Raw genomic sequence first — 22,887 nt, 5'->3', positions numbered from 1 at the left:
ACGCTTGGACCAACGCCGAGCCCACCCGACGACCACGATTGGACATCTCATGCGCATCGGAATCCCCCGCGAGATCAAGAACAACGAGTTCCGGGTCGCGATCACCCCCGCCGGTGTCTCCGAACTGAGCCGACGCGGCCACGAGGTCGTCATCGAGGCCGGTGCCGGCCTCGGTTCGTCGATCGAGGACAACGACTTCAAGGCCGCAGGCGCGCAGATCCTCTCCACCGCCGACCAGGTGTGGCAGCAGGCCGACCTCGTTCTCAAGGTGAAGGAGCCCATCGCCGACGAGTACCACCGGATGCGCGACGGGCAGACGCTGTTCACCTACCTGCACCTCGCCGCCAGCCGCGCGTGCACCGACGCCCTCCTCGCGTCCGGGATCACCTCCATCGCGTACGAGACCGTCCAGGCGCCGGATCGCTCGCTGCCGCTGCTGGCACCGATGAGCGAGGTCGCCGGGCGTCTCGCACCTCAGGTCGGCGCCTACCACCTCATGCGGTCGGCCGGCGGGCGCGGTGTCCTGATGGGCGGCGTCCCCGGGACCGAACCGGCCGACGTCGTGGTCATCGGCGGTGGCGTCAGCGGTGTCAACGCCGCGACCATCGCGATGGGCATGGGCGCGCAGGTCACCGTCTTCGACCTCGACATCACCAAGCTCAGGGCCATCGACGCCCGTTTCGGCGGCCGAGTGCACACCCGCTACAGCACCGCCCTCGCGCTCGAGGAGGCCGTCAAACGAGCCGACCTCGTCATCGGTGCGGTGCTCGTACCGGGTGCCAAGGCCCCGATCGTCGTCTCCAACAACCTCGTCGCACAGATGAAGCCGGGCTCGGTGCTCGTCGACATCGCGATCGACCAGGGCGGCTGCTTCGAGGACTCACGTCCCACCACGCACGACGACCCGATCTTCACCGTCCACGACTCGGTCTTCTACTGCGTCGCGAACATGCCCGGATCGGTGGCCCGGACCTCCACCTCCGCACTCACCGGTGCGACGCTGCCCTACGTCGTCGCGTTGGCCGACAAGGGCTTCCAGGCCGCCTGCCAGGCCGACCCCAGCCTCGCGGCCGGTCTCAGCACCCATGCGGGCGAGCTGCTCTGCCCCACCGTCGCGACCGCTCTCGACCTCCCGCTGGGTCGCTCACCGCTGCACTGAGGCCCGATCCGGTCCTCCCCGAGACGACACGAGCCCTCACCGCCCCCACGTCGGTGAGGGCTCGCGTCATGTCCGCGCAGCGGTTCACTCCCCGACCGGTGTGTAGTGCGAGAGGTTGGCCATGCGCCGCTGGATGGCCGACACCTCGCGCACTCCCTGGGCGACCAGGCTGCGATCGAGCGGCGAGAGTCGGCGCATCGTGAGGACGTCGCTCGCCGCCTCGCGCTGATCGAGTTGCGCCACCTGATGGTCGATCCGGATCTTCTGCAACACGTCGAACACCTCGATGAGCACCCGGGCGTTGTCCTCGGTCAGCATCGGACTGCCCGCCGCCACCCGCAGACGCGACCGGGTGTCGAGTTCGAGGGACTCGACGCTCAGCGACGCCCATCGTGCGATGTTGACGAGCGGGGTGAGCGCATGCGCCTTGATGTCGAACGTCCCACCCCGACGGGCGAGCACGTCGCGCATCGAACGGATACGCGCCTTGGTCGACAGCGATTCCGCCAACAGCAGGCGCAGGGTCCCCGGATGGGACCGCAGGTCGCCGAACACCTCGGCGACACCGGACAGCCCACGGTCGCCCCAGATCGGTCGCCCGTCGAGCATCAGCGACGTCATGATCATGCCCTTGTTCTCCAACGGTGCCGCCAACCACTGATCCGCAGCGGTCCGCCACTGCGTATGGGTCCGGGTGAACAACGTCGAGGAGGCGACCGCGCCGTTGGTGTCGATGGCCAGTCCGCATCGGCGCAGGATCTCGTCCACCTCCGCGAACGCAACCCGGTAGACAGCGATCTGTTCGGGCGTCGACACCGATTCGTCCAGCGCCACCGCGCTGTCGACATCGGAACTCAACACGGCCTCACGACGAGCGTTGCTGCCCAGGGAGAGCCAGGTCAGCTTGTCGGGATCCACCTCGTCGTGACGCTCGAGAACCAGTTCCAGGGCCCGCCGGACGACGGCGTCGTGGACCAGCGACAACATCGCGGTCACCTCGTGTGAGGGCTGCCCCTGTCGGACGAGGTCGGCGACCACGTAGGGCATCCGTTGCGCTTGTTCGGAGAGGGTCTCCACCGACCGGGCGCGGCCGATCTGGTGTCGAAGGGACACGCTCGCACCGCCTGGGGCGGAGACGAAGTCGCCGGGACCGACGACACCGATCACACGTCCCCCGGGGTCGACGACGGGGAGACAACCCAATCCGTGCTCGAGGATCTGCAGGAGAGCGTCGGCTGCGGGGGTACCGGTGACCACGGTGCGCGCACGCGGAGTGACCACGCGGCTCACCGGGATGTCACCGGACTCGCCCGCCGCGACCACACGCGACCGGATGTCGGAATCGGTCAGGACCCCGACGGTTCCGTCGCCCGCCGGGATCACCACGTAGTCACGCGATCGTGCCGTCATCAATCGCGCCGCCTCGCTCACCGACATCGACGGTGTACCCGTGACCGGCGCGGTCCGGATCAGCTCGTCGACGATGCCCCCGCGCGGTCGCACGGACTCCGTCCGTCGAGGCAGCCGCAACTGCCCCGCGAGAAAGCGCGCACCGGCCATGCTGGAGAAGACCGCGTGGACCGAGTCACTGGGGATTCGGCAGATCGTGCTCACCGCCATGGCGACCGCGCGTGGGCCACGAGCGGCATTGGTCAACAACGAGAAATAGCCGAACACGCCGCCCGGGCCGAGGATCTCGTCGGGTTCACCGTCGAGATGGTCGGGGAGACTCCACAGACCCACCTCACCGGTGATCACCACGGCCAACTCCTCGACGGTGTCGCGGAAGCCGTCGAAGATCTCGGCTCCCGCGGCGAACTCACCGACCGTGGCCCGGGCGGCCAATCGCTCGAGCGCCGCGGGATCGAGGGCATCGAACGGCGGATGGAGCCCCAGGAACTGCGCGACCGCGGTCATCGGATCATCTTCGCAAGTCGGCTCCGTATGCGCCACGTCGCCATCGGTGGGGGCCTTTGTCCGCTTTACGGCTTTGCGAAATATTGGTATGGCCAAACGTAATACGAGCGCAACGAATCGCCGAGATACTGGCCAATTCCGGGCAGGCCCCAAAGACATTGCGGCGACTGTGGGATCCGGAAACCAAACGATCACCGCGGCACCTTCGGCACTTTGGAGCAGACATGACAGCACCACCGGACACCTCACACCTCGACGCCGAGCAGGTCGGCTACAAGCAGTCACTCGGTCGTCGTCAGGTGCAGATGATCGCCATCGGCGGCGCCATCGGTACCGGATTGTTCCTCGGGTCGGCCTCGCGACTCAACGCCAACGGTCCCGCCCTCCTGATCAGTTACGCCATCGCCGGTCTGGTCGCCTACTTCCTGATGCGCGCTCTCGGCGAACTCGTCCTGCACCGGTCCACCAGCGGTGCGTTCGTCTCCTACATGCGCGAGTTCTTCGGCGAGAAGGCCGCCTACGTGACCGGCTGGATGTACTGGCTGAACTGGGCCCTGACCGGCATCGCCGAGCTGTCGGCGGTCGGCGTGTACGTCAACAACAACTTCCCGTCCATGCCCAACTGGGCGTCGGCACTGATCGCGCTCGTCGTGGTCCTCGCCGTGAACCTGCTCAGCGCCAAGGCTTTCGGCGAGTTCGAGTTCTGGGCCTCGATCCTCAAGGTCGGCGCGATCGTGCTGTTCCTCATCGTCGGGCTCGTGGTCGTCGTCGGCGCTGTCCACGTCGGCGACCACCAGGCCGGGTTCTCCAACCTCTGGGACAACCCGGGCGGTTTCTGGCCCACCAGCGGTGCCTACAACTGGTACGGCCCCATCCTGGTGATGTCGGGCGTCGTCTTCGCCTACGCCGCCATCGAGATGGTCGGTGTCGCCGCCGGCGAGATGGAGGACTCCGACAAGGAGGTCCCCCGCGCGGTGAACGCGGTCATCTTCCGCATCGCCGTGTTCTACATCGGTTCGATCCTGCTGCTGTGCGCGATGCTGCCGACCACGTCGTACACCTCCGGGACCTCCCCGTTCGTCACGGTGTTCAACAAGCTCGGATTCGGATGGATGGGTGACGTCATCCAGGTGGTCCTCATCGTCGCCGCCATGTCGAGTCTGAACTCCGGGCTCTACTCCACCGGTCGCGTGCTGCGCAGTCTCGGGATGAGCAAGCAGGCACCGGGTTTCACGACCAGGATGAGCAACGGAGGTGTGCCCTGGGCCGGTATCGCCATGACCACCGTCGTCTACGTGATGGGCGTGATCCTCAACGTCCTGGTGCCCGGGCGCGCGTTCGACATCGCCCTGGAGGCCGCGTCGCTGGGCATCGTGTTCACCTGGGGCACGATCTTCGCGTGTCAGCTCAAACTGAGATCCCTGGTGAACAAGGGCATCATCCCGAAGAGCAAGTTCCAGGCGCCGGGGCATCCCTACACGTCGATATTCGGACTGGTGTTCCTCGTCGCGGTCATCGTCGGTCTCGGGGTGTCGGGGTGGCTGGACAAGGAGGGCGGCCGCGTCGACTTCTACGTCGTCGTCATCGGGATACCGTTCATCGCCGCGCTACTCGTCGGCGGATGGTTCCTCATCCGCGACGACGTGAAGACCAACACCAACGGCAAGATCGAATCGGCGTGGGCGGCCAAGGAACGCGAGCACACCGCCACGACCGACTAGGCGGACACGCACGACTCGCGGCGCCGAGCACACCTCCGTGTGCGCGGCGCCGCGCTCGTCATTCCGCGTCGAGCATCCTGATCGAGGTGTCGATCGCCGCGGCGACCGAGGACACGTTGGGCTCGCGGAGCAGATCGGTGTGGCCACCGGGGACGTCCTCGATGTGGAGGGGTCCACGCGCCATCAGAGACCAGTGCACCTGTCCGTGCAGGTTGTCCGCCGTGCGCAGGACCGCGGCCGGGACGTCGAGCGGGCGGGGACGATGCTTGCGCAGGGTCGCCATCCCCAGGTTGTAGAACAGCAGCCACTGCGTGAGCGGATCGAACTGGATCAGACCGGCAACCGCCATCTTCAATCGCACCGCGATCAGGCGGCGTAACCCGATGTCCAACGCCGCACCGGTGTGCAGTTCCGACCGGGTTGCCTCCTCCACCTCCGCCCCCACGATCGCGGTGCCGCCGCGCAGATCGGTCAGCATGTCCTCGGTCAGATGGGGGTCGATCAGGATGACCGCCGCCACCTCGCGTCCGGATTCTCTCAACTGGGCCGCCATCTCCCAGGCGACGTGTGCGCCCATGGAGTGACCCGCGAGCAGAAGGGGTCCACGCGGCGCGACGCCGACGACGGCGGCGATGTTCCGCCGTGCCGCGGCCGCCACCGACCGATCCGGCCGTCCACGGTTCTCCAGACCCCACGCCTGGAGTCCGAAGACCGGGCGGTCGGGGGCGAGGTGCCGGGACGTGGGGATCAGCGACACCGCCGGGGCGCCTGCACCCGCGACGACGAACAGTGGGGTCCGGTCGCCGCCGTCGCGCAGGGGCACCAGCACCGACAGCCCCTCTCGCGTACGCGCGTCGGCCGCGACCTCGACGCGTGCGAGCGCGGCGATGGTCGCGATGGTCGGGTCGGCCGCGACTCGCGCGACCTCGACGCGCACGTGAAAATTTGCGGTGACACGGGCCAGGATGGTGGTGAGCGCGAGGGAGTCGGCCCCCAGTTCGATCAGGTCGTCATCGACACCGATGTCATCACGCCCCATGACCGTTCGAACCATCTCGGCCACTCCCAGCACCGTGAGGTCGGAGGTACGCAGCGCCGCTGCGGATCCGGCGACGAGGTCGCCGGGCGCGCGGAGTCGCTCTCGATCGATCTTGCCCCGATCGGTGCGCGGGATCCGGTCATAGATCTCGATGAATCGCGGGACCATCCAATCCGGTAGGTCGCGCCGAACGAGTGCGCGCACCGAGCGCGCATCGGCGGCCGGTGCGTTCTCGGAGTCGTCGGTCTCGACGTGCGCCAGCAGTTCGGTCTGTCCCTCGACCTCGACTCCCGCGACGTGGGCGTCGACCACACCGGACACCCGTCGCAGCGCCGACTCCACCTCCGCAGGTTCCACGAAATATCCGCGGATCTTGACCGACGAGCCGACCCGACCGACGACGTGTACGACGCGATCGTCGTCGACACGTCCACGGTCTCCGGTCTGGTACCACTGCTCGCCGTCGGCGGTCCGCGTGGTCGGCAGGGTCGCTCCCCCGAGATACCCCGCCGCGAAATCGCCACCGCGGATCCAGATCTCACCGACTTCCCCGGCCTCCACCGGACGACGCCGATCGTCGACGATCATGATCCGGCGTCCCCGCACGGCCCGTCCGGCCGCCAGACGGCCGTCGGGCACCGCCTCATCAGGCGCGAAGGAGCGGAACGCGACCACCCCGCATTCGGTGCACGCGTACCAGTTCACGACGGTCGCGCGCGGTGCCAGCCCGGCCCGCATCGTCCGCAGGTCCGAACCCTGCAGCGCCTCCCCGTAGTAGACCACCACTCGCAGACCCGGGAGTTCGATCGAATCGGTCGCGACGACTCCGGTGGTGGTCAACGCGCGCCCCAGTGCCGCCGAACAGTGCAAAGTCGTGGCACCGTTGTCGCGCAGCCAGTGTCGCAATGCCGCCGGGTCTGTCGAGCGCGGGTCCCGATTCAGCACCGGCACGCCCGCCAGCAGTCCGGCGATCAGTGTGTTCATCCCGGCCCCGAATCCCAATGGCAGGACGTTGCCCAGCCGGTCGGCCGGTGTCAGGACCAGCGGACCGATCACGTCGTAGGCCTTGCCGAGACACATCCGATGGCTGAGCAGCACACCCTTCGGCGTCCCCGTCGACCCGGATGTCATGAGGATCATCGCCACGTCGTCGGGGTCCGGATCGGCAATGGGGCTCGGACCGGGAGGCGTCCGGAGCGTCGTGGTCGGTGCGGACGCCGCGAGCAATGAGTGGTGGTCGACGACCGTCGCACCCGTCAGTTCCGAGATCAGGGTCCGACGCGCATCCGGTTGGTGCCGGTCCACCGGGACGAGTGGCACCGAGGACGCCAGGACCGCGATCGCCATGATCACCGACTCGACAGAGCCGTCCATCTCGACCGCGAGAGGCCGTCGGTCCGGTCCACCCAGGTCACCGATCGCCGGCAGCAGCCGTACGACCTGCGCATACAGTTCCTCGGAAGTGATCGAGGACGACTCCGTCGCCACCGCGACATCGTGTGGACGGACGAACGCATGCATCGCGATCGCCTGGGCCAGGGACTCGAATCTCCAGGCGTCGAGACGATCGGGCGACCGCCGTTCATGGAACGAGCGTGACACTGACACGGCAGAAACTGAATCGGACACCGGACCCCCCGGAAGAACTGAGCATGACATGAGGCCCCCCGGCCTCTCTTCGACACTAGCAAGCACCCACGTGGGCGCGGGTCGATCACCCGTCGGTCAGGGCCCGTACCGATCTCGGAAGGTCGCGAGCACGTCGGTACGGGCCCACCACCGCCACCGCGGGTCGCTGCCCGAGGACCCGGCGGGCGACGGCACGCACCTGCGAGGGACGGACCGCCTCGATCTGGGTCAGCGACCGGCTCACCGGACGGCGCCGACCGAAATCGAGTTCGGCGCTGCCGAGTCGGTGCATCCGGGACTGGGTGTCCTCGAGGCCCAGGAGCAGCGAACCGCGCAATGCCCCCTGGGCGCGGGTGCACTCGGCGTCGGTGATCCCGTTCTCGGCGACGTCGCGCAGGACGCTCATCGCGACCTCGGCGACGTCGGCCACGCGATCGGGTGAACAGCCCGCGTAGACGGAGAACGTACCCACGTCACTGAAGCTGTCGACCGACGAGTAGACCGAGTAGGCCAATCCACGTTCCTCTCGGATCTGTTGGAACAGGCGGGAACTCAGACCGCCACCGATGGCGGCGTTGAGCACCGACAGCGCGAAGCGGTCGGGGTGGCCGACGCCCGGGCTGGGCATGCCGAACAACAGATGGGTCTGCTCGGTGTCGCGATGGATGAACTCGAGCCCGGCTCCCGCACGGGGTGCGGTGCCCGAGGAACGGACGCCGGCGGCCGGGATGCCCTGCTGTAGATGGGCGCCGAACGAGGTGCGCACCTGCGCCAGCACCGCCGCGTGGGTGATGTTGCCCGCCACCGCGAGCACCATCGTGTCCGGGGTGTACCGACGCGTGTGGAACGAGTGGATCTGCCTGCGTGACATGGCCGTGATCGACTCGGCCGAACCGATGACCGGTCGGCCGATGGGATGATCGCCGAACATGGCGGTCATGAACGCGTCGGCCAGCAGGTCCTCGTGGTCGTCGTCGCGCATCGCGATCTCCTCGAGCACGACATCGCGCTCGGTGTCGACGTCGGAGGTCGCGCAACGACCGCGCAACACGACGTCGGCGAGCATGTCGATCGCCATGTCGGCATGCTCGTCGAGCACATGCGCGTAGAAGCAGGTGTGTTCCTTCGAGGTGAAGGCGTTGAGTTCGCCGCCGACGGCGTCCATGTCCTGCGCGATCGACGCGGCGGTGCGGGTCGGTGTCGCCTTGAACAGCAGGTGTTCGAGGAAGTGCGCGGCACCGGCGACCGACGGCTTCTCGTCACGGGAGCCGACGCCGACCCACAGACCGACCGACACCGACCGGACACCGGGAACCTGCTCGGTGACGACACGCAGCCCACCGGGGAGGACCGATCGCCTGACGGCGTCCGTGGTCCCGGTGGGCTGCGTGCGTACGGAGTTCTTACTCAGTGTGTTCGTTACCTGCGTGGTTACGCGTCGACCGTGGCCGGGGCCGCGTCGTCGGACTCGGTGTCGGCGACCGGCACGAGGCTGATCTTGCCGCGATCGTCGATGTCGGCGATCTCCACACGGAGCTTGCTGCCGACGTTGACCACGTCCTCGACCTTGTTGACGCGCTTGCCCTGGCCCAGCTTGGAGATGTGGACCAGACCGTCACGGCCCGGCAGCAGCGAGACGAACGCGCCGAATGCCGTTGTCTTGACGACGGTTCCGAGGAAACGCTCGCCGACCTTGGGCAGCTGCGGGTTCGCGATCGCGTTGATGCGATCGATCGCGGCCTGCGCCTTGACGCCATCGGTGGCACCGACGAACACGGTGCCGTCGTCCTCGATGGAGATGTTGGCGCCGGTCTCCTCGGTGATGGCGTTGATGTTCTTGCCCTTGGGCCCGATCAGCTCACCGATCTTGTCGATCGGCACCTTGACGGTGGTGACGCGAGGAGCGAAGGGGCTCATCTCGTCGGGCTCGTCGATCGCCTCGGCCATCACCTCGAGGATGGTGGTCCGGGCGTCCTTGGCCTGCGCGAGCGCACCGGCCAACACGGCCGACGGGATGCCGTCGAGCTTGGTGTCGAGCTGCAGGGCGGTCACGAAGTCCTTGGTGCCCGCGACCTTGAAGTCCATGTCGCCGAACGCGTCCTCGGCGCCGAGGATGTCGGTCAGCGCGACATAGCGGGTCTCACCGTCGACCTGGTCGGAGACCAGACCCATGGCGATACCGGCGACCGGGGCCTTCAGCGGCACACCGGCGTTGAGCAGCGACATCGTCGAGGCACAAACCGAACCCATCGAGGTCGAGCCGTTGGAGCTCAACGCCTCGGAGACCTGGCGGATCGCGTACGGGAACTCCTCGACGCTGGGCAGGACCGGCATGAGCGCGCGCTCGGCGAGCGCTCCGTGGCCGATCTCGCGGCGCTTGGGCGAACCGACGCGACCGGTCTCACCGGTCGAGTACGGCGGGAAGTTGTAGTGATGCATGTAGCGCTTGGACGTCTCGGGTCCCAGCGAGTCGATCTGCTGGGCCATCTTGACCATGTCCAGGGTGGTGACGCCCATGATCTGGGTCTCGCCACGCTCGAACAACGCGCTGCCGTGGGCACGCGGGATCAGCGCGACCTCGGCCGAGAGCGACCGGATGTCGGTGATGCCGCGACCGTCGATGCGGAAGTGGTCGGTCAGGATGCGCTGACGCACGAGCTTCTTGGTCAGCGAGCGGTACGCCGCGCCGATCTCCTTCTCACGTCCGGCGAACTGCTCGCCGAGCGAGGCGAGGATGTCGGCCTTGAGCTCGTCGGTCTTGTCATCGCGCTCGGTCTTGCCTGCGATGGTCAGGATCTCCGAGAGACGATCCTTGCCCGACGACTCGACGGCGGAGTAGACGTCGTCCTGGTAGGCCGGGAACAGGGGGAACTCGCCGGTGGCCTTGGCAGCCTGGGCGGCGAGGCTCTTCTGCGCCTCACACAGCGCGGCGATGAACGGCTTGGCGGCCTCGAGGCCCTCGGCGACGATCGCCTCGGTGGGGGCCTGCGCACCGCCGTCGATGAGCTCGATGACGTTGTCGGTGGCCTCGGCCTCGACCATCATGATCGCGACGTCGGCGGTGTCACCCTCGCCGACGATGCGACCGGCGACGACCATGTCGAACACCGCACCCTCGAGCTGCTCGACGGTCGGGAACGCGACCCACTGGCCCGCGCGGTTGGACTCGGTCGGGATGAGTGCGACGCGCACGCCACCGACCGGGCCGGAGAACGGCAGGCCGGCGAGCTGGGTGGACGCCGAGGCGGCGTTGATGGCGACGACGTCGTAGAGGTCGTTGGGGTCGAGCGACAGGACGGTGATGACGACCTGGATCTCGTTGCGGAGTCCGTCGACGAAGGACGGGCGCAGCGGCCGGTCGATCAGGCGGCAGGTCAGGATCGCGTCGGTCGAGGGGCGGCCCTCGCGACGGAAGAACGATCCGGGGATGCGGCCGGCGGCGTACATCCGCTCCTCGACGTCGATCGTGAGGGGGAAGAAGTCGAAGTTGTCCTTGGGGTGCTTCCCGGCGCTGGTCGCCGAGAGCAGCATGTTCTCGTCGTCGAGGTAGGCGACGACGGCGCCGGCGGCCTGCTGCGCGAGACGTCCGGTCTCGAAGCGGATGGTGCGCGTGCCGAAACTGCCGTTGTCGATGACGGCGGTGGCTTCGGTGACGTCGTCGTCGAAGTCCGCTTCTGCGGGCGCGTTTGTCACATCGGTCATGTGTGGATGATTCCTCTCGTTCGATGCGCGCGAGTGATCGCTGCGCATCGGTGTATCAGCGCCTGTCCAGGTGGACGGGAGCTGTGGGTCGATGCCCGAGGAATGAAATCGCCGCAGGTGCGAATGTCCGCGCAGAGGAGGCGGAGGAGGTTCGGCGACGGCCGTCGATCGAAGCGGTCGGAACCGTGTGGGCAAACCCATGGGTTCCGGCAGCCACTACCGAAGACCGATCGCGAACGCAGGGCACGCGTGCGGAGATCGTCATCTCGTGGCATCTAGTCCGTCGCCGAGGGTATCACCTGGGCATCGGAGGACCTGATCGCCGCGCGGCACGCGGGGCGAACGACGCGGACCGCGACACTCGAGGAGTGCCGCGGTCCGCGGTGAAGAACATGGGTCGAGCCGGTGCGACGAGGTCAGCGACGCAGGCCCAGGCGCTCGATCAGGGCGCGGTAGCGTGCGACGTCGACCTTCGCGACGTACTTGAGCAGGCGACGACGACGGCCGACCATCAGCAGCAGTCCGCGACGGCTGTGGTGATCGTGCTTGTGGGTCTTGAGGTGCTCGGTCAGGTCGCTGATGCGCTTGGTGAGCATCGCGATCTGCGCCTCGGGGGATCCGGTGTCGGTCTCGTGGAGGCCGTACTCGGAGAGGATCGTCTTCTTCTGGTCGACGGTCAGTGCCACGTGTGATTCTCCTGGTGATGATGTTCGCGTCCTGATGGATGACGCCGACCGACATGGTCGGACGTCCCGGGCGTGGCCACCGCGAACCGCAGCGCGCGCCAACCGACGAATCTACCAGCGCAGAGCGAACCCACCCAAATCAGCGGGCGCAGGTCAGACGACGGGGTCGGCCAACACCGCGCGCGTCGCGACGACGTCGTCGTCCATCTGCTCGATCAGAGCGTCGACCGAGTCGAACTTCTCCATGCCGCGGACACGCCCGACGAAGTCGACGGCCACGTGCTGGCCGTACAGGTCGGCCTTGGTGTCGAGCACGAACGCCTCGACCGTGCGGGTCCGTCCGGAGAACGTGGGGTTGGACCCCACCGACACCGCCGCACGGTAGCTCTCCCCCGGCACGACCTGTCCCACGACCGGCCCGGCACCGAGCACGGTGAACCAGGCGGCGTACACGCCGTCGGACGGGATGGCCGAGTACATCGGCGGGGCCACGTTGGCGGTCGGGTACCCGAGCTCACGTCCGCGCCCGTCACCCCGGACGACGACACCCTCGACACGGTGGGGCCGGCCCAGCGCCTCGGCCGCGGCCTCGACGTCGCCGGCGGCGACGCAGGACCGGATGTAGGTGGAGGAGAAGGTGACGGTGGACTTGGTCGATCCGTCGGCGCCGTCCTCCCCGAGCAACGACACCGCCTGCACGTCGAAACCGAATTTGCGGCCGAGGTCGGTCAGCACCTCGACCGTGCCCGCCGCCTTCTTGCCGAAGGTGAAGTTCGCGCCGACGACCACGTCGGCGGCGTGCAGTCCCTCGACCAGCACCCCGTGGGCGAAGTCCTTGGGGCTCTGCGCCGCCAGCACCGGGGTGAACGGCATCACGCAGAACACGTCGATGCCGAGTTCCTCGGCGAGCTCCGCGCGTCGGGTCAGCGTCGACAGCTGCGGCGGGTGGCTACCCGGTCGGACGACCTCGGCGGGATGCGGGTCGAAGGTCATGAGCACCGCGGGGACACCGCGCTCGGCCGCGGCCGAGGTCGCGGTCTTGATCAACTGCGCGTGACCGCGGTGCACGCCGTCGAACACCCCGATGGTGACGACACATCGGCCCCAACCCGCGGGGATATCCTCCAACCCTCGCCATCGCAACACGGGGCAAGCCTACGGGTGCGCGGTGAACCGGACCAGACCTCCCCGTGTCAGCACCGGTACTTCGGGGAACGGCCAGGCTGACCTAAGCTCAGACAATGCCTTCCCCCGACGGCGCGCCGAGCACTCATGCACCGGCGGCAACGATCCCGGTCGCCGAACTGTCCGCTGTCGCACAGGACTATCTGAAGGTCATCTGGACGGCGCAGGAGTGGTCGGAGACGAAGGTGACCACGAAACTCCTGGCCGAGAAGCTCGCGGTCTCACCGTCGACGGTGTCGGAGGCCGTCCGCAAACTCGCCGATCAGGGGCTGGTGTCGCACGAGCGGTACGGGTCGGTGACGCTCACCGAGATCGGCCGGTCGGCCGCGGTGCTGATGGTCCGCCGACACCGCTTGATAGAGACGTTCCTCGTCCGTGAACTCGGATACGGCTGGGACGAGGTGCACGACGAGGCCGAGGTCCTCGAGCACGCGGTCTCCGAACGCCTGATGGAACGCCTCGACACCAAACTGGGCAACCCGACCCGTGACCCGCACGGCGATCCCATCCCCGACCTGCACGGGACGGTCCCCGAGTCCAGTGCCCGTCAGCTCGCGGACTTCGGTCCCGGCGCTCTCGGTCGGGTCGCTCGCATCGCCGACACCGACCCGGACATGTTGCGCTACTTCGACTCCGTCGGCATCGCGCTCGACCGCCACATCGAGGTGGTCGAGCAGCGTCCGTTCGCGGGCACCGTCGCCGTCGCGGTGGAGGGCGCCGAACCCATCGACCTCGGCGATATCGCCACCCGCGCCATCTGGCTCGATCCGGTCGCCGGCCACAGCGCCTGACCGCGACCCCGTCAGCTCAGCGCAGCGTCGCCGGCCGGACCACCATCACCGATCCGGCCCGCTTGCCCTTCTCCTGCAGCAGCGCGATCGCGCGGCCGTTCTCGTCGATGGCGGCGTGGACCCCCTTGATGCCGACCGGTTCGAGCCAACGGCCCTGGCTGATGGCCTCGGATTCGTCGGGGCCGATGACGCGGTGCGGGAACGCCACCGCGACCGCCCGGTCGATGTCGAAGGTCAGCTCACCGTGCTGCTCGATCTGCTCGAGCGGGGTGGCCTGGTCGAGGTCGAACGGTCCGACCGCGGTGCGCCGCAGTGCGGTGAGGTGCCCACCGACACCGAGCGACGACCCGAGATCCCGTGCGAGCGAACGGATGTAGGTGCCCGACGAGCAGTCGACGACCACGTCGAGGTCGAACCATCCGTCGGCGATCCGGTGGTCGACGACATCGAATCGGGTCACCGTCACCCGACGGGAGTTCAGTTCGAACTCGGTCCCCTGCCGCGCCAGCGCGTGCGCACGCTGTCCGTCGACCTTGATCGCGCTGACCGTGGCCGGGACCTGATCGATCTCGCCGACGAACGCGCCGATCGCGTCGGTCACCTGCTCCGGGGTCAGGCCGGTGATGTCGGCACGCCCGGAGACCACGCCCTCGGCGTCGTCGGTGTCGGACGACGCTCCGAGCCGGATCGTGGCCTCGTACGACTTCGTGGTCAGCGACAGGAGGCCGAGGAGTTTGGTGGCACGCTCGACCCCGAGCACGAGCACCCCGGTGGCCATCGGATCCAGGGTTCCCGCGTGGCCGATGCGTCGGGTCTTGAACGCCTTTCGGCATCGGGCGACGACGTCGTGGCTGGTGATGCCCCCGGGTTTGTCGACCACGACGAGTCCGGCCGTCGCGATGCTGCGGTTCTCGCCGCCCGTGTTCTGGGTGCTCGTGTGGTCGGTGCTGGTGTTGTCGGCGTCCATCTCCGCGCGCTCGTTCACAGGCTGATGGTGGTGACGACGAGACCGCGCTCGACCCGCCACCGCCCGTCGAGCATCGAAAGCGGTGGGCCGCCGTCGATGACCGAGCCGTCGATCAGGATCTGCGAGCGGAACGTCCCGGAGTCCGGACCGGTCGGGGTGAAGGTGATGTGCGCGTCCTCGAATCCCAGCCACCGCTCGGTGAGCGGGAACCAGGCCTTGTAGGTGGCCTCCTTGGCGCAGAACAACAGTCGGTCCCAGTGCAGGCCGTCGGGTCGGGTCGCGAGCACGTCCCGCTCGGCGGGCAGGCTGACGTGGTCGAGGACCCCCTCGGGGAGGTCGCCGTGTGGCTCGGCGTCGATTCCCAGGGAACGTTGCGCGAGCTTGTGGGCCACCACCGCGGCCCGATACCCGTCGCAGTGGGTCAGGCTCCCGACGACACCGCGCGGCCACAACGGTTGGCCCTTGTCACCACGCAGGATCGGCACCGGCTCGACCCCCAGTTCACCGAGTGCGCGACGCGCCAGCGTCCGGGCGGTGGTGAACTCCGACCGCCGCTTGTCGACCGCTCGGGCGACCAACGACTCCTCGGCGGGCAACAGTGCGCCGTCGGCCTCGTCGCCGAACGCCTCGGCCGCCACCACCGCACTCGGGAGGACCTGCTCGATCATCGGGAACCGCCGTCCCGCTTGGCCTTCGCCTCGGCTCGTTTCGCCTCGATGTTCGCCTTGAACTCCGCCGCGCGTTCGCGGTAGTCGGGCGGGAGCTCGAAGCGCGCGCCGTGTTCGGGCAGGTCGTCGGGACGCAGGCCCTGGTCCGGGGTGATCCTGCGCAGCAACGGATCCGGGAGTCCGCGGCGTTGCCACTCGCGCGGATAGCCGACGGAGACCTCTTCGAACCGGACGTCGTCGTACCAGGTGGTTCGCGGGATGTGGAGGTGGCCGTAGACACAGCAGGCCGCGTTGTAGCGGGTGTGCCAGTCGTGGGTGAGCTCGGTGCCGCACCACAGCGCGAACTCGGGGTACATCAGCGTGTCGGTGGGCTCACGACGCAGCGGCCAGTGGTTGATCAGGACTGTCTGCTCACTCGGGTCGAGGGCGTGGAGTCGTCTACGGGTCCGCTCGACCCGGTCACGACCCCACGCGTCGCGCGTCCCGAAGGGTTCGGGTGAGAGCAGGAACTCGTCGGTCGCGACCACGTTGTTCTCCCGCGCCACCGCGAGCGCCTGGATCTTGTTCGTCGTCCCGGCCGGCCGGAAGGTGTAGTCGTAGAGCAGGAACATCGGGACGACCCGGACCGGCGGTGTGCCGTCACCGGGATCGAACAGCGGATAGATGTCCTCCGGGGTGATGACGTGCAGTTCGCGGCAGCTCGCGACGAGGTAGTCGTAGCGGGCGACACCGTGGATCTGCAGCGGGTCCTTCGCGGTGGTGTAGAGCTCGTGGTTACCGGGCGTCCAGATGACGGTGGAGAAACGCTGCTTGAGCCGCCGCAGGGTCTCGGCGATCTCGTCGGTGCGCTCGGCGACGTCACCGGCCACGATGAGCCAGTCGTCGTCGCCCTCCGGTCGGATCTTGTCGAGGATCGCCTCGTTCCCGCGATGCCCGACATGCAGGTCGCTGATCGCCCAGAGCGTGGCCACCGGTCTCCTTCCCAGCCGTGCCGGCCGACCCGGATGGGCCGTCACCGTCGGCGTCAACTGTATCGGCCGGTCCGGGCGGGGCCGACCGCCCCGGCACGCGCACGGCCTCAGCGCAGTTCGATCGCCGTCCACCGGCCGGTGGACATGCGCGCGACGAGAGCGACGAGCCGGAACAGCATGAACAGGCACAGGCCGGTCCAGATGCCCGCGAGTCCCCAGTCGAACGCCAGCGACGCCCAGATCATCGGCAGGAAGCCGACCAGCGCACACACGACGGTGGTGGTCCGCAGATAGGCCGCGTCCCCACCACCCAACAGGACCCCGTCGAGGGCGAACACCACACCGGCTACCGGCAACATGGCGACGAAGAACCACCACGGCGTGACCACGGCGTCGAGCACGTCACGGTCGTCGGTGAAGATCCGGGCGAGTACGGGCTGCCCGGCCGCGAAGAGCGCCACCAGCCCCAGGGATGCGGCGACCGACAGCACCGTCACCCTGCGGGCCACACCGATCGCGCCGGGGATCGCCTTCGCGCCCAGCGCGGCACCGACCAGCGACTGCGCCGCGATGGCCAGCGAGTCGAGCAGCAACGACACGAAGTTCCACAGCTGCAGGACCAGCTGGTGCGCGGCGAGCGACGCGACGCCGAATCGCGCGGCCACCGCGGCGGCGGAGAGGAAGCAGACCTGGAACGACAGGCTGCGCACGATGAGGTCTCGGGCGAGGGCGAGCTGCGCGCGGATGGTCGCCCAGCGCGGCCGCAGACCGGTCGAACTCCTCTCGGCGAGGAGGCGCTGTGCGAAGAGCAGACCGCTGATGGACTGGCCGACGAGGTTGGCCACCGCACTGCCGTGTAGCCCCATGTCCGGGAAGCCGAGCAGCCCGTGCACCAGCAGTGGGCAGATGACGGCGCTGACGCCGAGTCCGACCGCGACGTAGACGACCGGACGTCGCGTGTCCTGCACGCCGCGCATCCAGCCGTTGCCCGCCATCGACAACAGGATCAGCGGGACACCGCACACCGCGATCCGCACCCAGCCGGTCGCCTCCCCCGACACCCCGCCGGACGGCGCGATGACCCCGACCACCCAGGGCGCGATGACCTGCATGACGCCGACGATCACGAGTCCGACGACGACGGCGATCCAGCTGGCCGCGATCCCCTCGGCGACCGCACCCGTACGGTCGCCGCGCCCGAACAGTCGGGACGAGCGGGCCGTCGTCCCGTAGGAGAGGAAGGTGAGCTGGGTGCTGACCACGCCGAGGATCAGCGAACCGACACCGAGTGCGGCCAGCGCGACGGCACCGAGGCGGCCGACGACCGCGAGATCCTCCATGAGGTACAGCGGTTCGGCGACCAGGACCGCCAGCGCCGAGACGGACAGGTGCAGGATGGTCCGCACGCTCGGGACCGCCGACGGATCGATGCTCTCGTCGGTCGCGGGGCTGCTCACACCGAGGCGAGCAGCTTCTCGACGACCTCGGTGGCCGAGCCGGTGATGCTGAACCCGGCGGCGTGCCGGTGTCCGCCACCGCCCTGTGTCCGGGCCAGTGGGACGAGGTCGACGTCGGAGCGCGACCGCATCGACACCGTCCACTCCCCGGGCTCGGACTCCTTGAACACGACCGCCACCTCGGCGTCGCCGACCGTACGGACGAGGTCGATGACACTCTCCGCCTCGGCCCAGTCGATCTGTCTGGAACACTCGTGGCCGACCAGTGCGTAGACGAGGCCCGCACCCGAGAACGCCTCGGGGACGAGCACCGCCGACTGCAGCGCCTCGGACACCATCGTCAGCCAGCCGAACTGGTGGGTGTCGAGGAGCAGACGGGTCCACGCAGGGCCGTCGACACCGGTCTCGAGCAGCCGTGCGGCCACCTCGTGCGCACCCGCGCGCGCCCAGCGGAACGACCCGGTGTCGGTGACGAGGCCGGCGAACAGACAGGTGGCGATGTCGCTGTCGATGGGCAGTTCGAGTTCGTCGAGCAACTCCAGTACGAGTTCGGCGGTGCAGTCCGCCGACGGGTCGATGACGTTGATGTCACCGAAGCCACGGTTGGAGGCGTGGTGGTCGATGACGACGCCGTGGTCGGCGCGTTCGATCAGCTCGGCGAGATCACCCAGCCGCGACGTCGAGGCGCAGTCCATGGCGATCGCGACACGATGACCCACCAGATCGGCGGGATCGACGATCAGCTTCGCGCCCGGGAGCGCGCCGAGCGCATCCGGCAGGGACCACGGCCCGGGGAACCCGACCTCCACCTCGACACCGGCGCGGTCCAGCGCCAACGCGAGCGCCAATCCGCTGCCGATGGTGTCGGCGTCGGGACGCACATGACACAGGACGGTGACCGCATCCGCCGCACGCAGGATCTTCGCGACCTGCGCCCGTGGACCCGCCACGGCCCGACTCATCGACGAGCCCCGTTCGCGCTCACGGGGTGTGCTCCACGCCACTCATCTCCGAATCCTGGCACGGCGTCAGCGTTCTCCGGTGGATCCGTGGTCATCGTGACCGCGCGACTCGGGCTCCTTGTAGGGGTCGGGGTCACCCGCGGGCACGGCGTCGCGGGCCTGCTGGGCCAACGCCTCGTCGGCCAGACGGGTCCGTTCGAGGAGCTCCTCCATGTCGCGGGCGGTGTCGAGGACGGTGTCGAGCTGGAACGCCAGGGTCGGCGTGAACCGGACACCGGTTCCCGCACCGACCTTCGACCGCAGGATCCCGGTCGCGCGATGCAGCCCTGCGGCCGCGGCCACGTAGTCCGGTGGGACCGAGAGCGACTCCCCCATCACCGTGTAGAAGACCGTCGCGTCGTGCAGGTCGCCGGTCACCCGGGTGTCGGTGATCGTGACCCCGTTGAGCCGCGGGTCCTTGATATCGGTGGCGATGGCAGACGCGACGATCGCCGAGATCCGCTTGGCCAACCGTTGTGCACGTGCTGGATCTGCCATCGCAAACCACCTGTCTCTCGTCGGCCCCGGACTCCTGTCCGAGAACACTGGGTGAACCAAACACCCGACCGGCCCGGGTGAACCGGGGCGGTCGGGCGTCGGGCTGTCGAACGGGTGGATCAGCTACGCGCCTTCTCGACCAGTTCGTACGTCTCGATGACGTCGTCGACCTTGATGTCACCGTAGGTGATGGTCAGACCACATTCGTAGCCGTCGCGCACCTCGGTCGCATCGTCCTTCTCGCGCTTGAGCGACGAGATCGTGAGGTTCTCGGCGACCACGACGTTGTCACGCAGCAGACGCGCCTTGGCGTTGCGTCGCATGATGCCCGACGTGACCAGGCAACCGGCGATGTTGCCGACCTTGGACGACCGGAAGATCGCACGGATGTCCGCGCGGCCCAGCTCGACCTCTTCGTAGATCGGCTTGAGCATGCCCTTGAGGGCCTTCTCGATCTCGTCGATCGCCTGGTAGATCACCGAGTAGTACCGGATGTCGACACCCTCGCGGTTGGCGAGCTCGGTGGCCTTGCCCTCGGCGCGGACGTTGAACCCGATGATGATCGCGTTCGACGCCGACGCCAGGTTGACGTTGGTCTCGGTCACGCCACCGACACCGCGGTCGATGACGCGCAGCGTCACCTCGTCGCCGATGTCGATGTTGATCAGCGCCTCCTCCAGGGCCTCCACGGTTCCGGAGTTGTCACCCTTGAGGATGAGGTTCAGCTGCGAGGTCTCCTTCAGAGCCGAATCGAGATCCTCGAGGCTGATCCGCTTGCGGCTGCGCGCGGCGAGCGCGTTGCGCTTGCGGGCGTTGCGTCGATCGGCGATCTGACGGGCGATCCGGTCCTCGTCGACGACCAACAGGTTGTCGCCGGCACCGGGCACCGAGGTGAAACCGATGACCTGGACCGGACGCGAGGGCAGGCCCTCGGTGACGTCGGCACCGTGCTCGTCGACCATGCGTCGGACGCGCCCGTAGGCGTCGCCCGCGACGATCGAGTCGCCGACCCGCAGCGTTCCGCGCTGCACCAGCACGGTGGCCACCGGGCCACGGCCGCGGTCGAGGTGCGCCTCGATGGCGACACCCTGGGCGTCCATGTCGGGGTTGGCACGCAGATCGAGCGCCGCGTCCGCGGTCAGCAGCACCGCCTCGAGTAGGGCGTTGATGTTCGTGCCCTGCTTGGCGGAGATGTCGACGAACATGGTCTCGCCACCGAAGTCCTCGGCCACCAGGCCGTACTCGGTCAGCTGAGCACGGATCTTCTGCGGATCCGCACCCTCCTTGTCGATCTTGTTGACCGCCACGACGATCGGCACGTCGGCCGCCTGCGCGTGGTTGATGGCCTCCACCGTCTGCGGCATGACGCCGTCGTCGGCCGCGACCACCAGGATCGCGATGTCGGTGGCCTTCGCACCACGGGCACGCATGGCGGTGAACGCCTCGTGACCGGGGGTGTCGATGAACGTGACCAGACGCTCGTTGCCGTCGAGCTCGGTGAGCACCTGGTAGGCACCGATGTGCTGCGTGATGCCGCCGGCCTCGCCCTCACGGACGGTGGCGTTACGGATCGAGTCGAGCAGTCGGGTCTTACCGTGATCGACGTGACCCATGACGGTCACCACCGGCGGACGCTGCTCGAGATCGTCCTCGCCACCCTCGTCCTCGCCGTAGGTGAGGTCGAAGCTGTCGAGCAGCTCGCGGTCCTCGTCCTCCGGGCTGACGACCTGGACGACGTAGTTCATCTCGCCGCCGAGCAGTTCCAGCGTCTCGTCGTTCACCGACTCGGTGGCCGTGACCATCTCGCCGAGGTTGAACAGGGCCTGGACCAGGGCGGCCGGGTTGGCGTCGATCTTGTCGGCGAAGTCGACCAGCGACGCACCGCGCGCCAGTCGGATCGTCTGACCGTCGCCGTGGGGCAACCGGACGCCGCCGACGGCGGGCGCCTGCATCGAGTCGTATTCCTGGCGCTTCTGGCGCTTGGACTTGCGGCCCTTGCGGGGAGCACCACCGGGGCGACCGAACGCACCCGCGGCACCGCCACCGCGACGGACTCCGCCGCCACCGGGACGGCCACGGAAACCACCGGGAGGACCACCCGTGGGGGCGCCGCCGGGGGCACCGCCACCGCGGTATCCGCCGCCACCGCCACCGGGACGGCCACCACCGGCACCGCCGGGGCCACCGCGGGCGCCGGGGCGACCGGGACCGCCCGCACCGGGTGCGGGACGAGCCGAACGCGACGGCATCGCACCGGGGTTGGGGCGGGGAGGCATGCTGCCCGGGCTGGGACGGGGTCCGCCGGCACCGGGGGCCGGACGCGGACCGCCGGGGCCTGCGGCCGGGCGGCCGGTACCCGGTCGCGCCGGGGCGGCACCCTGGCCCGGAGCGGGTCGGGCAGCAGGACGGGGCGCGGGCGCCGACGAGTACGGGTTGTTGCCCACGCGGGGCGGCTTGGGACCCGGCTTCGGACCGGCGGGGCCGGGACGGGCTGCACCCGGGGTGGGCGCGGCCGGTGCATCCGCCGAGGCCGCAGGTGCCTGCGGGGCCGGAGTGGCCGGTGCGGGCGTCGGCGCGGGAGCGCTCGGCGCCGGTGCGGGGGCCGACTCGGCGGCCGCCGGGGTCGGAGCCGACGGGGCGGGGGCCGCGGGTGCGGCCGGGGTCGGTGCGCTCGGTGTGGGCGCAGCCGGGGTCGGTGCCGCCGGTGCCGCGGGCTTGCGCGCACCGGGTTTGGCCGACGTCGGACGCGGGCCACCCGGGGTGGGCGCCGCGGCGGTCGAACCGTTGGATGCGGGTGCCGGCGATGCCGACGCGGGTGCGGCGGCCTTCTCGGCGGGGTAGGACTCACGCAGTCGTCGTGCGACCGGGGCCTCCACCGTCGACGATGCCGACTTGACGAATTCGCCTTGCTCGCTCAATCGAGCCAGGACTTCTTTGCTCGTGACGCCGAGTTCTTTTGCCAACTCGTGCACGCGGGCCTTGCCTGCCACTGCTCTCCTCACTTGGAGGTCGAGCGGGCTGCCCGCTGCGACCTCGGATTACGTTAGAAACGTGCTCATCGTGGGAACTTCACGGTGTGCTCATGTCTTCTGCCACCCGTTCTGCGGAGGGACTCATAAGTCCCCCGCTCTCGACCGGTCACGTCTGTGACCGGCTCACACTCCGATCGCATCGCGATCGGTTTCCTACGCGCCCGGAGGATGTCCGTCCGACATCTCACGTTCGAGATCGTCGGCGTCCACCACGAGTCCTGGCACCCTGAGCGCCGGACCGAACGCCTTCCGCCGCATCGCGGCCCGCAGACAATCGGGGTCGTGATGCAGCCAGGCGCCCCGACCCGGCATGGTCGAGGTGCGGTCGATCGTGGCGACCGTCGCACCGTGCTCTGCTGCCGCCGCGACCCGCACGAGATCTGCGATCGCGGCACGTTGCCGACAGCCGATGCACGTTCGCACGGGACCGGTGGTCGTCAGCGCTTTTTCTACCATCGGAGAGT

Annotated in this window: 17 protein-coding genes; 3 read left to right on the top strand and 14 right to left on the bottom strand. The window is 68.8% G+C overall.

What is annotated here, in order from left to right; all coding sequences use genetic code 11:
- Positions 1-49: 49 nt before the first annotated feature.
- Entirely contained in the window at positions 50-1,159 is a 1,110-nt protein-coding gene (gene ald / locus IEV93_RS19785; RefSeq protein WP_188492226.1) for an alanine dehydrogenase, read from the top strand.
- 84 nt (positions 1,160-1,243) lie between these two features.
- Here the strand turns inward: ald and IEV93_RS19780 are convergent, their stop codons facing one another.
- Positions 1,244-3,076 (bottom strand): DUF294 nucleotidyltransferase-like domain-containing protein, encoded by a 1,833-nt coding sequence (locus tag IEV93_RS19780; protein ID WP_188492224.1) that lies wholly within the window; start codon positions 3,074-3,076, stop codon positions 1,244-1,246.
- Between the two features lie 224 nt (positions 3,077-3,300).
- Between IEV93_RS19780 and IEV93_RS19775 the strand changes: the two genes are divergently transcribed.
- Entirely contained in the window at positions 3,301-4,797 is a 1,497-nt protein-coding gene (locus IEV93_RS19775) for an amino acid permease (RefSeq protein WP_188492222.1), read from the top strand.
- Between the two features lie 58 nt (positions 4,798-4,855).
- Here IEV93_RS19775 and IEV93_RS19770 read toward each other — a convergent pair whose 3' ends face one another.
- From IEV93_RS19770 to IEV93_RS19750, 5 genes are all read right to left on the bottom strand, one after another.
- Positions 4,856-7,444, bottom strand: coding sequence for an AMP-binding protein (locus tag IEV93_RS19770; protein ID WP_188492220.1), 2,589 nt, complete (start codon positions 7,442-7,444; stop codon positions 4,856-4,858).
- 106 nt (positions 7,445-7,550) lie between these two features.
- The gene (locus IEV93_RS19765) at positions 7,551-8,876 is read right to left on the bottom strand and encodes a M16 family metallopeptidase (RefSeq protein ID WP_188493233.1); all 1,326 of its coding nucleotides are present in this window, start codon (positions 8,874-8,876) and stop codon (positions 7,551-7,553) included.
- 20 nt (positions 8,877-8,896) lie between these two features.
- Positions 8,897-11,167, bottom strand: coding sequence for a polyribonucleotide nucleotidyltransferase (locus tag IEV93_RS19760; RefSeq protein WP_188492219.1), 2,271 nt, complete (start codon positions 11,165-11,167; stop codon positions 8,897-8,899).
- A 416-nt stretch (positions 11,168-11,583) separates the two neighbouring features.
- Positions 11,584-11,853 carry a 30S ribosomal protein S15 gene (gene rpsO, locus IEV93_RS19755; RefSeq protein ID WP_188492216.1) on the bottom strand — a complete coding sequence of 90 codons (270 nt, stop codon included), beginning with the start codon at positions 11,851-11,853 and terminating at the stop codon, positions 11,584-11,586.
- Between the two features lie 153 nt (positions 11,854-12,006).
- Positions 12,007-12,999 (bottom strand): bifunctional riboflavin kinase/FAD synthetase, encoded by a 993-nt coding sequence (locus tag IEV93_RS19750; RefSeq protein WP_188492214.1) that lies wholly within the window; start codon positions 12,997-12,999, stop codon positions 12,007-12,009.
- 95 nt (positions 13,000-13,094) lie between these two features.
- On the opposite strand from IEV93_RS19750, the gene IEV93_RS19745 reads away from it, so the two are divergent.
- Entirely contained in the window at positions 13,095-13,829 is a 735-nt protein-coding gene (locus IEV93_RS19745) for a metal-dependent transcriptional regulator (protein WP_188492212.1), read from the top strand.
- Positions 13,830-13,845: 16 nt separating this feature from the next.
- Here the strand turns inward: IEV93_RS19745 and truB are convergent, their stop codons facing one another.
- The 8 genes from truB to IEV93_RS19705 all read right to left on the bottom strand — a co-directional run bounded on the left by truB (position 13,846) and on the right by IEV93_RS19705 (position 22,879).
- On the bottom strand, positions 13,846-14,796 hold the full coding sequence (truB, locus tag IEV93_RS19740; protein WP_188493231.1) for a tRNA pseudouridine(55) synthase TruB: 951 nt from the start codon (positions 14,794-14,796) through the stop codon (positions 13,846-13,848).
- 14 nt (positions 14,797-14,810) lie between these two features.
- Positions 14,811-15,464, bottom strand: a complete 654-nt coding sequence (locus IEV93_RS19735; protein ID WP_188492210.1) for a 4'-phosphopantetheinyl transferase family protein — start codon at positions 15,462-15,464, stop codon at positions 14,811-14,813.
- On the bottom strand, positions 15,461-16,435 hold the full coding sequence (locus tag IEV93_RS19730) for a metallophosphoesterase family protein (RefSeq protein ID WP_188492208.1): 975 nt from the start codon (positions 16,433-16,435) through the stop codon (positions 15,461-15,463). The genes IEV93_RS19735 and IEV93_RS19730 overlap by 4 nt, the downstream gene beginning before the upstream one ends.
- A 107-nt stretch (positions 16,436-16,542) precedes the next feature.
- The gene (locus tag IEV93_RS19725; protein WP_229705347.1) at positions 16,543-17,892 is read right to left on the bottom strand and encodes an MATE family efflux transporter; all 1,350 of its coding nucleotides are present in this window, start codon (positions 17,890-17,892) and stop codon (positions 16,543-16,545) included.
- On the bottom strand, positions 17,889-18,854 hold the full coding sequence (locus IEV93_RS19720; RefSeq protein WP_188492206.1) for a DHH family phosphoesterase: 966 nt from the start codon (positions 18,852-18,854) through the stop codon (positions 17,889-17,891). Before IEV93_RS19720 ends, IEV93_RS19725 begins: the two co-directional genes overlap by 4 nt.
- Before the next feature lie 66 nt (positions 18,855-18,920).
- Complete coding sequence (gene rbfA / locus IEV93_RS19715; RefSeq protein WP_188492204.1) at positions 18,921-19,391, bottom strand: 30S ribosome-binding factor RbfA; 471 nt, start codon at positions 19,389-19,391, stop codon at positions 18,921-18,923.
- Between the two features lie 119 nt (positions 19,392-19,510).
- Complete coding sequence (gene infB / locus IEV93_RS19710; RefSeq protein WP_188492202.1) at positions 19,511-22,381, bottom strand: translation initiation factor IF-2; 2,871 nt, start codon at positions 22,379-22,381, stop codon at positions 19,511-19,513.
- Positions 22,382-22,576: 195 nt separating this feature from the next.
- Complete coding sequence (locus IEV93_RS19705) at positions 22,577-22,879, bottom strand: YlxR family protein (RefSeq protein ID WP_188492200.1); 303 nt, start codon at positions 22,877-22,879, stop codon at positions 22,577-22,579.
- Between the last annotated feature and the right edge of the window lie 8 nt (positions 22,880-22,887).

The organism is Williamsia phyllosphaerae, assembly GCF_014635305.1.
Taxonomy (GTDB): Bacteria; Actinomycetota; Actinomycetes; order Mycobacteriales; family Mycobacteriaceae; genus Williamsia_A; species Williamsia_A phyllosphaerae.
This window is presented reverse-complemented; position numbering and strand designations above follow the sequence as displayed.